Below are 13,547 nucleotides of genomic sequence, written 5' to 3' on the forward strand. Positions count from 1 at the left end.
AGATACTATCCAGCTTTGCTCTTCTTTTGCTCTTTCAGTTATCCATTGAGGGAATTTTTATGCTCTTTTACCAGTCTTTTACAATGTTTTATCTCATCTAATCAGCCTCTACCCCTTTAATCTTCTCAATTTTGCCTGTTTTAAAAAACACTACCCCCTCCTATTCCTTCCATCTCAATCTCAGTTCTTTGTTATTTATCCCTTTTATCCTGATAATTCTGCATGCCTGAGCCTTATCTTTTTATAAAGTATAAACTTCTCTACCTCTGCATATATCTTCAGACACAGCCTCCGGGCATGTTTTACTACCTTGCCAGCTACCTCTATGAAAATCCATCTTATGCTCTGAATTGTCTTTGTCCTCATAGACTCCGGTAATACAAAATACTTCTTCATGCCTGTGAGTTTCCTTAGTCCTCTATTATCTCCCTCAACTCTTCTATGTGTCTGCCACCTCCTATAAGCATAAATAATATAGGCTCTATATAATGCCATGCCTTGTATCCCCTGTTTGAACCAGGCTCTGGCATATGCCTCTCCATGGCATCCTTTATCCCAAAGGACCTTAAAAACTCTGACCAGATGGCTACTGGGTGATATTATATCATCCAGAAATCTAAATACAAAAGGAGGCTTTTGGATTTTTGATTGTTTCTATCGGCAAATTAGGGCTAAATACAGATCAGGTATGTTTTTATGTTGGCAATATACATTAGCAATATACATTGAGAAATAGGAAAAGGTTAGGAGATGGAGGATAAAAATATAAATGGAAGGTATGGTGGTGCCTGGGCCCGGAATCGAACCAGGGACACGCGGATTTTCAGTCCGCTGCTCTACCTACTGAGCTACCCAGGCAACCAGATTAAATATTTACCTATTTTATAAAAAAGTCAAGGGGGCAAATCTATTTGCCCATTTTTTGCTGGAGGAAAGGCCCATATTTCTTATCAGTCCCCATGATGTGCTTTATCAACCACTCTTTCAAAAAGGTCATGACCTCAACAGATAAGGTGACATCCCCTTTAGCCTTCTTATCCAAAAAATCCTTGATTTTAGCCTTAAAGTTTTCATGTTCCCGTTTATGACTGGCAAGTTCAGGATAACCATATTTTGTCATCAGGGTTTCTTCTGTGCTAAAGTGATACCCTGCATATTTGACAAGCTCATCCAGAGCCTTATCAATCACTTCTTTACCCTTTCCCTGTTTCATGGCATCATATAACTCATTTATAAGGGCTACCAATTTTTTGTGCTGTTCATCAACCTCCCTTACACCTGTTAAAAGTTTGTCTGACCATTCCATGAAAGCCATGGGCCACCTCCTGTTAAGTTTATTTTATTTAAATTACCATTCATTATGTCCTTGTCAATATAAAATTTTTATTTTAGAATAAAGGTCAGATAATAAAACTAAAAATTTTTGAGGAGGGGCTATGCTCTATGTAGGTCTTGATGTGGGATCAGGGACTGCTAAAGCCGCTGTTTTAAACGAGGAAGCAGAGATTCTTTATTCTAATTATATCAGAACCCATGGCCAGCCCATAGAAACAGCTGAAAAACTACTTTCTGAGATAGAAGAAAGATTTGGAGGAGAACTTAGAGGTATTACCTGCACTGGCACTGCGGGAAAGACTATAGCTCAAATTCTTGGGGTAGCCTTTATTAATGAGGTCATGGCCCATGCTAAAGCTGCAACTTTCTTTCATCCTGAAGTCAGGACCATTATTGACATAGGAGGAGAAGACTCAAAGCTTATCTTTATAACCCATGAAAGGGGGGTTCCTGAGATTGAGGACTTTGCTCTGAATACCCTCTGTGCAGCAGGAACAGGATCCTTTCTGGAACAGCAAGCCGCTCGTCTTGGATACTCCATTGAAGAGTTTTCCCAGAAGGCTCTTCTTGCTAAAAATATCCCCAGAATTGCAGGACGCTGCACTGTATTTGCTAAATCAGATATGATTCACCTTCAACAAGCCGCTGTCCCTGATGAGGAGATCATTGCCGGGCTCTGTTTTGCCATTATTAGGAATCTTAAAAGTAATCTTGCCAAAGGGCGACCTATTTTGCCACCTCTCATCTTTCAAGGCGGAGTTGCAGCAAACTTTGGCGTTAGAAGGGCGATAAAAGAGATCTTTCACCTCAAGGATGAAGAACTCATAATTCCTCAACATTTTAAGATTATGGGGGCTATTGGAGCAGGTCTTTATGGCCTTGAAGGTAAGGCTAAATCAGACTATGCTGGAGCGGAAATTTTACGGGCTTACCTGAAGGAAAGAACCTATAATCCACCCAGGCATCCTGTTTTAATGCCCTTTGTCTCCCTTGAACTTTCTGAGAAAATAAAAAGGGATGTGGAGCAAAAGTTTAAAAACCATGCTTCTCAAGAGGAAGAGGTAAGTCTTTATCTGGGTGTGGATGTAGGGTCTGTAAGCACAAAGCTTGTTGCCCTAACTGAGGAAGGGGAGCTTCTTGCAAAGGTCTATATGTTTCATAATGGGAAACCCCTTGAAAGTATTAAAAAGGGCTTAAGAGAGCTTAGAAAAAGGCTTCCAGAAAGAATAAAAGTCAAAGGGGTGGGGACCACAGGCTCCGGAAGATACCTGGTAGGAGATTTTATTGGAGCAGATGTAGTTAGAAATGAGATTACTGCTCAAGCTTATGGGGCCTTATATCTTGATCCAGAGGTGGATACTATTTTTGAAATAGGAGGACAGGATTCAAAATATATCTCCCTTGATAAAGGAACCATTGCAGATTTTACTATGAATAAGGCCTGTGCAGCTGGGACGGGCTCTTTTCTTCAGGAACAGGGCGTTAAACTGGGTATTCCTATTGAGGAGTTTGGGGATATAGCCCTTAAAAGTAAAGCCCCTTTAAAAATGGGGGAAAGATGCACTGTCTTTATGCAATCAGACCTTCTTCATTATCAGCAGAAGGGATTACCAAAGGAGGACTTAGTTGCAGGCCTTTGTTATTCCATTGTCTATAATTATCTAAACAAAGTGGTGGAGGGGAGAAAAATTGGTAAGAAGATCTTCTTTCAGGGAGCGGTTGCCTTTAATAAAGGTGTCCTTTCTGCCTTTGAAAAAGTTCTTGGGAGACCTATTATTGTGCCACCTAATAATGAAGTAACTGGAGCTATTGGTGTAGCTCTGCTGGCTAAGGCTGAAACCAGAGGCGAAAGCAGATTTAAAGGCTTTGACCTTGAAAAGGTAAATTATTTTATTTCTACCTTTGAGTGCAGGTATTGTCCCAATCAGTGTGAGATTCACAAGGTTACCATTGACCAATCCCAGCCTTATTTTTATGGGGGAAGGTGCGATCGTTATGAACTTGATCACCGAAAACCTGATGAAAGAGTCCCCAATCCAACTTTAGAAAGAGAGGCAAAACTTTTATCTTATTTAAAAAGCCTTCCAGAGGGAGAGGATTTATCTTCAGAAGATATAATTGGTATACCCAGGGCCCTGCAGTTCTTTGAGTGGCTTCCCCTTTTTGCGACTTTTTTTCAAGAGCTTGGTTTCCAGGTCTTTCTCTCTCCCCCCACCTCAAAGGAGATCATTAAAAAGGGATGTGAACTTGCCCCGGCTGAACCATGTTTTCCTGTTAAAATTGCCTTAGGTCAGGTTAAGACCCTTTTAGACTTAGGGGTTAAAAACATCTTTCTTCCCCAGATTACTGATCTTCCACCAGAGGTGGAAGAGGCAAAGTTGGGAAAGATTTGCCCTTGGGTGCAGAGTCTTCCCTGGATTAGTCCAGCCAGTATCAATTTTAAGGCTGTGGGGGCAAGAGTTATTGCTCCAGTCTTTCACCTTGGTAGACCTGGTTTTGTGCTGAATGAGGAAATAAAAAGGCTTGCTAAAATGCTGGGTGTCTCTGAAGAGAGGGCAAAAAGGGCCTGGAGACTTGCTGAATCTGCTCAAGAGGAATTTCATAATTGGCTTAAAAAGCGAGGTAAGGAGCTTTTGCAAGAGTTCTCAGGAGAAACTGTTCTTGTGATTGTGGGAAGACCTTATAATGCCTTTGATCCAGGGGCAAATCTGGCTATTCATCACAAGATCCGTAAACTGGGACTCCTTGGCCTTCCGGTAGATATGCTTCCCTTGGAGGAGGTTAAAGATAGAGATATTCTTGAGGGAATGTATTGGGAATATGGACAGAGGTTTTTGCTTGCGGCTCAGTTTATCCGGGAGACCCCTAATCTTTTTCCCCTTTATTTTACCAACTTTTCCTGCGGGCCTGATTCTTTTATAGCCCACTTTTTTGAGGAATTACTGGCAGGGAAACCCTTTATTGAGATAGAGGTGGATGAACATAGTGCCGAGGCTGGTGTAGTTACAAGGCTTGAGGCCTTTGTGGATAGCCTGCAGGGTAAGAAAAAGATTTATCCTCTTGGTAGAACCTTTAATCGCCAGAAAATCATGCCCTCTGAAGGAAGGACTATTTATATTCCTCACATGAGTGATCATGCAAGGGCTCTTGCTGCAGCTTTCAGGGCTTGCGGAGTAAAGGCTGAGGCCTTGCCTGAACCAGATGAGGAGTCCTTAGAACTTGGAAGAAAGTGGACCTCTGGCAAGGAATGTTATCCCACCATTCTTACTACCGGTGATCTCTTAAAACTTGTTAATCGGCCAGACTTTGATCCGGAAAAGAGCGTCTTTTTTATGCCCGATGGCTCTGGTCCTTGCAGGTTTGGTCAATATAACAGGCTTCACCGCAAGATTTTAAGAGATCTTGGGATTACAAATCTTCCTGTCTATTCCCCACAGCAGGATGTGGAGTTTTATGACGATCTGGGTGTAGCTGGAAGGGACTTTACAAAGATTGCCTGGAAGGGTGTGGTTGCCGTTGATATTTTGGATAAGCTTTTAAGGAAAGTTAGGCCCTACGCCCTAAATAAGTCTGATGTTGAAAGGGTCTATCAAAGGGCCCTGTCTGAACTTGAAAAGGCTATTGAAGAGAGGAGGGACTTGATTCCTGTGCTTCTTGAGGCCAAGGAGGCCATGGCAAGAATTCCTCAAAAAAGTGAGGAACTGCCTGTAGTTGGCGTTGTGGGGGAAATCTATGTGCGAAATAACACATTTGCTAATGAAAATCTTTATCGCACCCTTGAGGACATGGGTCTTGAAGTGCTCCTTCCACCAGTTAGTGAGTGGATTTATTTTATAAATTATATCTCCAAAAAATGGTCAAAGAAAATGGGAATGATTGGAACTACCTTTAAGTTTATTATTGAGAATCAATTCCAGTTTAAAGAGGAAGAGCGCTTTATAAGACAGGTTGAGGATCTGTTAACAGACAGGGCTAAGGATCCAACTATTGAGACCCTTGAAAGATATGCTATGCGATTTGTTCATCCAGACTATGAAGGGGGGGAGGTCATGCTCTCCATTGGTAAAGCAGTTGAGTATATGGAAAAAGAGGTGTCTGGTATGATCAATGTAATTCCCTTTGCCTGTATGCCGGGCAATGTGCAGTCTGCTATCTTAAAGAGGATGCGCGAGGAGACCGGAGAGAGACTTCCCATCTTAACCGTGCCCTGTGATGGACAGAGGTCTATGGGAGTAAGAATGAGGCTTGAGGCCTTTGTTGAACAGGTAAAGGAATATTTCAGGGTGAAAAGAGATGAAAAGCTACAAAAAAGAGTTGTAAATTTTTAAAAAGAAAAGTTTAAACCCACTTATGCCAGATTATGTTAAAAAATGGACTTTGATTAATTTCTTAAAAGTCCATAAAATAGCTTACATTGAAAAAACAGAAAGAAAGTAATTTAAAATTTTTGCTCACCGTTCTTGGTGAGAGTTTAACCATAGGGGTTGCAGTAATTGGTTCTATATTGGCAGGGGCTATAACAGGCTGGCTTATAGAGGAGAAGCTTTTAAAGGGAAAAACTTCTCCCTGGCTTACAACTATTTTTATAATCCTTGGGGCTGTGGGAGGGATTAAAAATCTTTTATATTACAGTAAAAGGCGCATGAAGGATGTTGGAAAAGACGAGAGAAAAGGGGAATAGTTTTTTTAAAGAGCTTTCACTTTTTATGTTTCTTAGTTTAGCAACGGGATCCTTAGGGGTGCTCATAGTTTTTCAGGATTTAAAGCTTTTTTTGTCCTTTTTATTAGGCGCAGCCTTAGCATATCTTAATTTTTTAACCTTAAAAAAAGAGGGAGGGGAGTTGCTGGCCCGGGTTTATCAAAATGTGATGAGTTGTCTTGATAGGCCATATCAAAGAGAGCGCACCCTTTTTCTGATAAAAGTTTATTTACGACTCCTTGCCATAGGGATAATTTTTTATTTTTTAATAACAAGGTTAGGGCTACATCCTGTTTTTTTACTTCTGGGATTTACCTTGATTTATTTTCAGATTTTTGTAGTAATGATAAGATTTTGGTTGAGAAAAAAAGAAAGTTTTTAAAGGGGGTAAAAGATGGAGCATCCCATTTTATTTCTCTGTTTGATTCTTGAAAAGCTTGGCCTCCCTTCCGGGTGGCACTATTATGAAGAGGCAGATAAGTATGGAGTGTTGGCACAACTTTTAGCTCCACATATGGTGCACAGCTATTTTGTGATTGGAATTATTTTGATTCTCGCCCTTGTTGCCAGATCCAAAAGGGATTTTCTGCCGGGAGCCTTTCAGAATGTATGGGAATTTTTGGTTGAAAATATTTATGAGTTTACCAAGAGCAATCTTCCTCATGATAAGTTTGATAAACTTATGCCTACGGTCTTTCCCCTGATCACCACCTATTCCCTTTATATCCTTTTCAGTAATCTTTTAGGGCTTATACCAGGATTTATGTCACCAACTGCCAATATCAATGTAACTATGGGATTAACTTTAATTACAATTATTTATTATCATTATTTAGGCCTAAAATACAAGGGATTGGCTTATTTTAAGGATTTCCTTGGACCTATGCCCTGGCTCATTCCTCTTATGCTTCCTGCCGAGATATTTAGTCATCTGGGAAGACTTCTTTCTCTTTCCTTCCGTTTATTTGGAAACCTTCTCTCTAAGGAAATACTTCTTGGAATACTCACCATGCTTGGAGGGAAATTTTTTGCTCCTCTACCGGTTATGATTCTTGGAGTGGCGGTAGGATTTATTCAGACCTTTATTTTTGTTCTTTTGAGCTTAGTATATTTTGCAGGAGCAGTGGAGGAGCATCACTAATAAAGGATTTATCAGGGGGGTTGAGACCTTCTGATAAAAATATAGAAAAAATTTTAATTTTAAGGAGGTGTGGAATGAGGAAGTGGTTGATTCTTTTAGCCATGCTTTTTGTTTCCCTTGCTTTGACTCATCCTGCATTAGCCGAGGAGGTTGCTAAGGTTGCAGGAGACAAGCTTCAGACTGGTTTTGGTATTTATTCAGCCATTATTTTGGCTGCAGGAATTGGTGTGGGACTTGGGGCTCTTGGATGCGGTATCGGTATCGGTCAGGCCACTGCTGGAGCCTGCGAGGGTATTGCCAGAAATCCAGAGCTTGCTGGAAAGCTTACAGTTACAATGATTCTTGGTATTGCTCTTGTTGAAACACAGGTTATTTACGCTCTGGTTATCGCCTTGATTTTACTTTATGCCAACCCAGTGCTTCCCAAGTTTATGCAATTTATTGGTGGCTAAACCAGAGATATTTATTCAAGATTCTTTTTATTCAAGAGGGCCCGGGATAAATCTTGGGTCCTCTTTTTTGTTTTATAGTAAAAATGCTCAGTAAGATCCTTTCCTTTTCTTTGTATGGTCTTGAAGCAATTCCTGTTGAGGTTGAGGTTGATCTTTCAAGAGGGCTTCCCGGGATAACCATTGTGGGGCTTCCTGATAGCAGTATCAAAGAATCCAGAGAAAGAATCCGCTCGGCCCTCATAAATTCAGGCTTTGATTTCCCTATGCAAAAGATAATTATTAATCTTTCACCTGCTGATCTGAAAAAAGAAGGCACAGGCTTTGATTTGGCTATTGCCTTTGGAATCCTTTCAGGAGATGGGTTGATTGAGAAGGAGAGATTAAGCGGGCTTGCCATGGTAGGTGAGCTTTCCTTAGATGGAACTTTAAAGGGAGTCCGGGGAATATTGCCCTTTGTGCTTAAGGCCAAGGAGCTTAAACTTAGGGAGATTCTGATACCGGTAGAAAACCTCAGGGAGGCTTTTCTTGTAAAGGATTTTAAAATACGAGGGTTTAGGCATCTCCGTGAGGTCTTTGATTATATTAAATTTGGGAGTGAACCAATTTATAGCCCTGAGCCCTTAGATTTTGGATCTTCTCAAGGGATAATGGGAGATTTTAGCGAGGTTCATGGTCAGGCCTTAGCCAAAAGAGCCTTTGAGATCTCTGCTGCTGGGGGGCACAATCTTTTAATTCTTGGGCCGCCAGGTGCTGGAAAAACTATGCTTGCAAGTAGATTACCTGGAATCCTTCCTCCCCTTACTTATGAAGAGGCCTTAGAGACAACCAAGATCTATTCAGTGGCAGGTCTTTTAACTTCAGAGAAACCCTTTATTCAGGAAAGACCCTTTCGAAACCCTCATTTTAATATCTCTGAGGCAGGACTTATTGGTGGAGGGACCTTCCCCAAACCAGGAGAGGTTAGTCTTGCTCATAATGGGGTTCTTTTTTTAGATGAGTTTCCTGAATTTAGAAGAGATGTCCTTGAAGCCCTTAGACAGCCTCTTGAAGATGGAAGAGTCACCATTACCCGGGCGGCCTTTACAGTTACCTATCCAGCTAAGTTTATGCTGATTGCTGCTATGAATCCCTGCAGATGTGGTTATCTTGGGCATCCAACCAGGGCCTGTCAGTGCACCTTTCAGGAGATCAAAAAATACCGTTCCAAACTTTCTGGCCCTATTGTGGATAGAATTGACCTTCATGTTGAGGTCCCTCCTGTTGAGGTTAAAGAGATCTTAAGGGAAGAAAATCCATCTGGTGAGACATCTGAAAAGATACGGGAGCGAGTTATGAAGGCCCGTGCTATTCAAGAAAAGCGCTATGGAACTGCACTTAAATTAAATGCCCATTTAAAACCCAAGGAAATCAAGCGGTTTTGCAGACTTGAGACCGGAGCAGAGGATTTTTTGATTAAAGCCCTTGAAAGGCTTGGGCTAAGCGCAAGAGGAGTGCATAAAATCTTAAAAGTTGCTCGCACTATTGCAGATCTCTCAGAATGTGAAATAATAAGAAAAGAACATTTATCTGAGGCCCTTCAATATAGAGTCCTTGAGAGAAAAAAATATGAGTAGAATGAGTCTTACAGAAAGGATAAAGCTTTCAACAGAGCCCCTACTTTTACCCTTAGTAAAGGTTCTTGTGAATCTCAATGTGCATCCCAATGTGATAACCCTTCTCTGTTTTTTGGGTTTTATCATTAGTGCCTTTTTCATTGCGCAGGGGAGGTTTTTAGTGGCAGGCCTTGTTTTGCTCATCTTTGCTCCCCTTGATGCGGTGGATGGATTACTGGCCAGAACTGCTAAGAAGGTGACAGCTTTTGGAGCTTTTCTTGACTCCACTATGGATAGATATGGCGAGATATTTCTTTTTCTTGCTCTAACCTATTATTTTATGCTCAAAGGCTCTGTTTCGGGGATTTTGCTTTCCTTTCTTGGTATCACTGGTTCTTTAATGGTTAGTTATACGCGAGCCAGAGCCGAAGGGGTTGGAATAGCTTGCAAGGTCGGGCTCCTTACCAGATTTGAAAGACTTACGCTGATTATAATCTCCCTTATTCTGGACTCCATTTTTTTATGTCTGACTATTCTTGCCTTCTTTACGCATTTAACTACCTTTCAAAGGATCTGGCATGTTTATAAAAATTCTAAGGAGATAAAATAAGATGTGTTTGGCCTATCCCTATCAGATTCTGGAAATAACCGGGCCTTTTACAGCCAAAGCCTCTGTGGATGGAGTAACCAAGGAGATTTATATTTCTCTTATCGGGGAACCTCTTAAACCAGGAGACTGGGTGCTTGTGCATGTTGGCTTTGCAATACAAAAGGTGGATGAAACTTTAGCCTTTGAGACTTTGAAAAATTATCATGATCTCTTCAGTGAAGACTCTCCTTAAGCTCTCAAAGAAGCATACCTTAGTTAAAAAACTCCTCAGCCAGATAAAAGATCTTCTTAAAGAGGTTGAAAAACCTGTAAGGATCATGGAATTTTGTGGAGGTCATACGCATAGCCTTTTAAAATATGGGCTTGATGTGGCCTTGAGTCCTGAGGTAGAATTTTTTCACGGCCCGGGATGTCCTGTTTGTGTTTTGAGTTTGAATAGACTTGAGTTGGCCTTAAAAGTTGCCCAGGAGAAGGATGTCATTTTTACTACTTATGGAGATCTTTTAAGGATTCCAAACTCAGAGGGAATTTCTCTCCTTTCTCTAAGAGCTGCGGGAAAAGATATTCGCATGCTTTCTAATGCTATGGAAGCACTAAAGATTGCTAAGACTAACCCTTCTAAGCTTGTAGTTTTTTTTGCTATTGGTTTTGAGACCACAACACCTGCTACCGCCTTTCTTTTAGAGATTACTAAGGCTGAGAAAATTCCAAATTTAAAAGTAATTTCCAATCACCTGCTTACTCCTGCTATTCTCAATTATATCTTTAAGAAAAATGGGGTTTATATAGATGGAATAATTGGGCCAGGACATGTTTCTGCTATTATTGGAGCAAAGGCCTATGAAGGGGTGACAGCAAAATTCAATCTTCCCATGGTAATCTCGGGTTTTGAACCTTTAGATATGCTTTTAGCCCTTAAATTGCTTGTGGAAAAGATTTTTCAAAGAGAAAATGGGGTTTTTATTGCCTATACAAGGGCTGTGACCTGTGAAGGAAACCAGAAAGCTAAGGAATTAATGGGCAGGGTTTTTAAAGTAAGGAAAAACTTTCCCTGGAGAGGCCTTGGAGATATACCTTTTAGCGGGCTTGCCCTTAAGGAGGAATATGAGGCCTGGGATGGAGAAAGAATATTTGAAATTCCAGATATCAGTGAAGTCTCCAAGGGTTGTCTTTGTGGGATAATCCTTCAAGGGAAGGCTAAACCTAAGGAGTGTAAACTTTTCGGAAAGCTTTGCACTCCAGGCACCCCCATTGGCCCCTGTATGGTTTCCTCAGAGGGAGCCTGTCTTGCCTATTTTAAATATAAGGGGTCTCTTTCTTAATTTCTTTTTCTACCACATCAACTGGTAAAAACTTTGATCCTGAAAAGGCTCCAGAAATAATAGCCTCCGGGGCCTTAAAGTCGTTCCAAATAGCAATATAAATATGCACAAGGACAAAGAAGGTAAAGATCCAGTGAAAGAGATAATGGAGAAAACGAGCCATCTGAACAGAACCAAAGAGGAAAACTCCTAATTTTTTGATAATACTCACATCCGGGTAAAGGAGATAGAGACCTGTTACAGTCATAAGAAGAGCTGAAAAGAATATAATGCTATACATGACTCCTGCCAAAACCGTATGTCCAATTCTCCATTCATGCTCATCGGTAATGTAGAGATAAAATTTTAAACTTCGCCAAAAAGAAATAAGATTTTCTCTATTTACAGGTAGAAAATCCTTGGCTCTCTCATATTTATTTCCAAAAAAGAGAAGATAAATTCTTAAGAGAACAGCAGACATAAAGAAATAGGCAGCTATGAAGTGATAGTATCGCAGAGTTGCCATAAGGAAGGAGGGCCTGAATTCTGCCCAGGTAGTTGTTACTGGGGGATTATGGATGTAAAGACCTGTCAGAATAAGGGCTGCTGTTGAAAAGGCAAAGGTCCAATGAAAAAGCCTTAAGGCCCAGCTCCAGACAAAAACCCTTTTATAAAGTCTTGGTTCTACTTTCATAGATTTCCTCCTTTAAAGGACTTTTACACGGGTAATCTCCTTTTTGCTTTTGTCATAGATATGGACTGCACAGGCAATGCATGGATCAAAAGAATGAATGGTTCTTAAGACCTCAAGAGGTTGCTCAGGTTTAACTATAGGATTATTTATGAGGGATTCTTCATAGGGACCGCGTTTGCCCTTTTCATCCCTTGGACTTACATTCCAGGTAGAGGGAACTACAGCTTGATAATTTTTAATCTTTCCTTTGTTAATAACTACCCAGTGTGAAAGGGTTCCACGAGGGGCCTCATGAAAGCCAAAACCTTTAATTTCCCCTTCAGGAAATCTTAGCCCCGTTCTATAAGGATAAATCTCAAGATCTCCCTTAGTGATATTTTGAGTGAGAAGATCTAAGTGTTTCAAAGCAAGATCAGCGAGCATGGCACATCTTACTGCCCTTGCAAGATGTCTTCCCATAGTTGAATGAAGCTTATCAACAGTTATGGGTTTTTTAGCAAGAGCCGAACATTTTTCAAGGGCATAATTCAACCACTTCATAGTCAATTCGTGCTTACTTGCAACACCCATAAGAATCTGAGCCAGAGGACCAACCTGCATAGGTTCTCCTTTAAAACGAGGAGCCTTTGCCCAGGAGTATTTCTCATTCTCTTTGAAACCAGTATATTCAGGAACAGTGTCTCCTTCCCAGGGGTGTTTGGACCCGATATTCTTATACCAGGAGTGAATCACGCTTTCTGATACATTATCTCTGAAATAGGGATCATCAAAGCTTGTAATGGCTTTATAAGTAGAGAGGTCACCGTGAAAGATAGTTCCGCCAGGTAGATCAAATTTTATTCCCTTAGTGTCAAGGGGTAAATCAGGCACCGCTAAGTAGTTAGTTATACCCTTGCCAATGTCAAACCAATCTGGATAAAGGGCAGAAAGGGCTATAGCGTCATTAAGATAAACTTTCTGCACAAATTCTTTGACTTGAAGAAGAAGCTCTCTGGCATACATTAATCTTTCCATGTTAAGTGTAGCTGGATTATCTGGATTAATAGCCAGAGCAACTCCTCCTACAACAACTGTCTGAATATGAGGGGTTTTTGCTCCAAAGATAGCCACCACTTGATTAGCTTTATATTGATAATCAAGGGCAGAAAGATAGTGTGCTACAGCCAAAAGATTTACCTCAGGAGGAAGCTTCATCTGGGGATGTCCCCAGTATCCAGAGGAAAAAGGCCCAAGCTGGCCACTTCCTACAAAAGCTGAAAGCTTATCTTTAACCTCTTTAAAATAGGTTTCGCTATTTCCCTCCCAGTCAGAAATAGCCTGAGCAAGTTCTGCTGTTTTCCTGGGATCAGCCTTAAGGGCAGAAAGGACATCAACCCAATCAAGGGCGGATAGATGATAAAAATGGACAATGTGGTCATGAATCCCGTGAGCACAAAGAATGAGGTTCCGCACAAACTGGGCATTGAGAGGGATTTCCATATTCAAGGCATTTTCAACAGCCCTTACTGAGGCAATGGCATGCACAGTTGTGCAGACTCCGCAAAATCTTTGGGTAAACATCCAGGCATCCTTAGGATCTCTCCCTTTTAAAATAACCTCAATACCTCTCCACATCTGAGCTGAGGCCCAGGCATTATTAACCTTTCCCCCCTCAATTTCTACATCAATTCTTAAATGTCCTTCAATACGAGTAATGGGATCTATGGTGATCTTTTGAGCCATC

Annotated in this window: 13 protein-coding genes and 1 tRNA gene; 9 read left to right on the forward strand and 5 right to left on the reverse strand. The window is 40.9% G+C overall.

The genetic code is table 11. From position 1 onward, the window contains the following. Positions 1–204: 204 nt before the first annotated feature. The 3 genes from THC_RS06710 to THC_RS06720 all read right to left on the reverse strand — a co-directional run bounded on the left by THC_RS06710 (position 205) and on the right by THC_RS06720 (position 1,315). Positions 205–495, reverse strand: a complete 291-nt coding sequence (locus THC_RS06710; protein ID WP_068515158.1) for a hypothetical protein — start codon at positions 493–495, stop codon at positions 205–207. A 287-nt stretch (positions 496–782) separates the two neighbouring features. After that, positions 783–858 (reverse strand) — tRNA-Phe (locus THC_RS06715). A 49-nt stretch (positions 859–907) separates the two neighbouring features. Further along, complete coding sequence (locus THC_RS06720) at positions 908–1,315, reverse strand: bacteriohemerythrin (RefSeq protein ID WP_068515160.1); 408 nt, start codon at positions 1,313–1,315, stop codon at positions 908–910. 121 nt (positions 1,316–1,436) lie between these two features. Here THC_RS06720 and THC_RS06725 point away from each other — a divergent pair, with 121 nt between their 5' ends. The 9 genes from THC_RS06725 to hypD all read left to right on the forward strand — a co-directional run bounded on the left by THC_RS06725 (position 1,437) and on the right by hypD (position 11,151). Then, entirely contained in the window at positions 1,437–5,663 is a 4,227-nt protein-coding gene (locus tag THC_RS06725) for an acyl-CoA dehydratase activase (RefSeq protein WP_068515163.1), read from the forward strand. Between the two features lie 86 nt (positions 5,664–5,749). After that, positions 5,750–6,016: an AtpZ/AtpI family protein gene (locus tag THC_RS06730; RefSeq protein WP_068515174.1), complete on the forward strand. Its 267-nt coding sequence runs from the start codon at positions 5,750–5,752 to the stop codon at positions 6,014–6,016. Next, entirely contained in the window at positions 5,985–6,416 is a 432-nt protein-coding gene (locus THC_RS06735; RefSeq protein ID WP_068515184.1) for a hypothetical protein, read from the forward strand. Before THC_RS06730 ends, THC_RS06735 begins: the two co-directional genes overlap by 32 nt. 12 nt (positions 6,417–6,428) lie before the next feature. Continuing rightward, positions 6,429–7,175 carry a F0F1 ATP synthase subunit A gene (gene atpB / locus THC_RS06740; RefSeq protein ID WP_068515186.1) on the forward strand — a complete coding sequence of 249 codons (747 nt, stop codon included), beginning with the start codon at positions 6,429–6,431 and terminating at the stop codon, positions 7,173–7,175. A gap of 74 nt (positions 7,176–7,249) precedes the next feature. Next, on the forward strand, positions 7,250–7,627 hold the full coding sequence (atpE, locus tag THC_RS06745) for an ATP synthase F0 subunit C (RefSeq protein WP_068516714.1): 378 nt from the start codon (positions 7,250–7,252) through the stop codon (positions 7,625–7,627). Between the two features lie 83 nt (positions 7,628–7,710). Continuing rightward, positions 7,711–9,240 carry a YifB family Mg chelatase-like AAA ATPase gene (locus tag THC_RS06750; protein ID WP_068516717.1) on the forward strand — a complete coding sequence of 510 codons (1,530 nt, stop codon included), beginning with the start codon at positions 7,711–7,713 and terminating at the stop codon, positions 9,238–9,240. Further along, positions 9,233–9,829 carry a CDP-alcohol phosphatidyltransferase family protein gene (locus THC_RS06755; RefSeq protein WP_068515189.1) on the forward strand — a complete coding sequence of 199 codons (597 nt, stop codon included), beginning with the start codon at positions 9,233–9,235 and terminating at the stop codon, positions 9,827–9,829. The genes THC_RS06750 and THC_RS06755 overlap by 8 nt, the downstream gene beginning before the upstream one ends. A gap of 1 nt (position 9,830) precedes the next feature. Continuing rightward, complete coding sequence (locus tag THC_RS06760) at positions 9,831–10,061, forward strand: HypC/HybG/HupF family hydrogenase formation chaperone (protein ID WP_068515191.1); 231 nt, start codon at positions 9,831–9,833, stop codon at positions 10,059–10,061. Further along, positions 10,045–11,151, forward strand: coding sequence for a hydrogenase formation protein HypD (gene hypD, locus THC_RS06765; protein WP_231938338.1), 1,107 nt, complete (start codon positions 10,045–10,047; stop codon positions 11,149–11,151). The genes THC_RS06760 and hypD overlap by 17 nt, the downstream gene beginning before the upstream one ends. On the opposite strand, the gene cybH is transcribed toward hypD, so the two are convergent. Together cybH and THC_RS06775 are read right to left on the reverse strand one after the other, a co-directional pair. Then, positions 11,126–11,824, reverse strand: coding sequence for a Ni/Fe-hydrogenase, b-type cytochrome subunit (gene cybH / locus THC_RS06770; RefSeq protein ID WP_068515195.1), 699 nt, complete (start codon positions 11,822–11,824; stop codon positions 11,126–11,128). The two genes, hypD and cybH, sit on opposite strands and share 26 nt — an antisense overlap. 12 nt (positions 11,825–11,836) lie before the next feature. Continuing rightward, the gene (locus THC_RS06775) at positions 11,837–13,546 is read right to left on the reverse strand and encodes a nickel-dependent hydrogenase large subunit (RefSeq protein ID WP_068515197.1); all 1,710 of its coding nucleotides are present in this window, start codon (positions 13,544–13,546) and stop codon (positions 11,837–11,839) included. Position 13,547 lies beyond the last annotated feature (1 nt).

The sequence above is a fragment of the Caldimicrobium thiodismutans genome (genome assembly GCF_001548275.1).
Taxonomy (GTDB): Bacteria; Desulfobacterota; Thermodesulfobacteria; order Thermodesulfobacteriales; family Thermodesulfobacteriaceae; genus Caldimicrobium; species Caldimicrobium thiodismutans.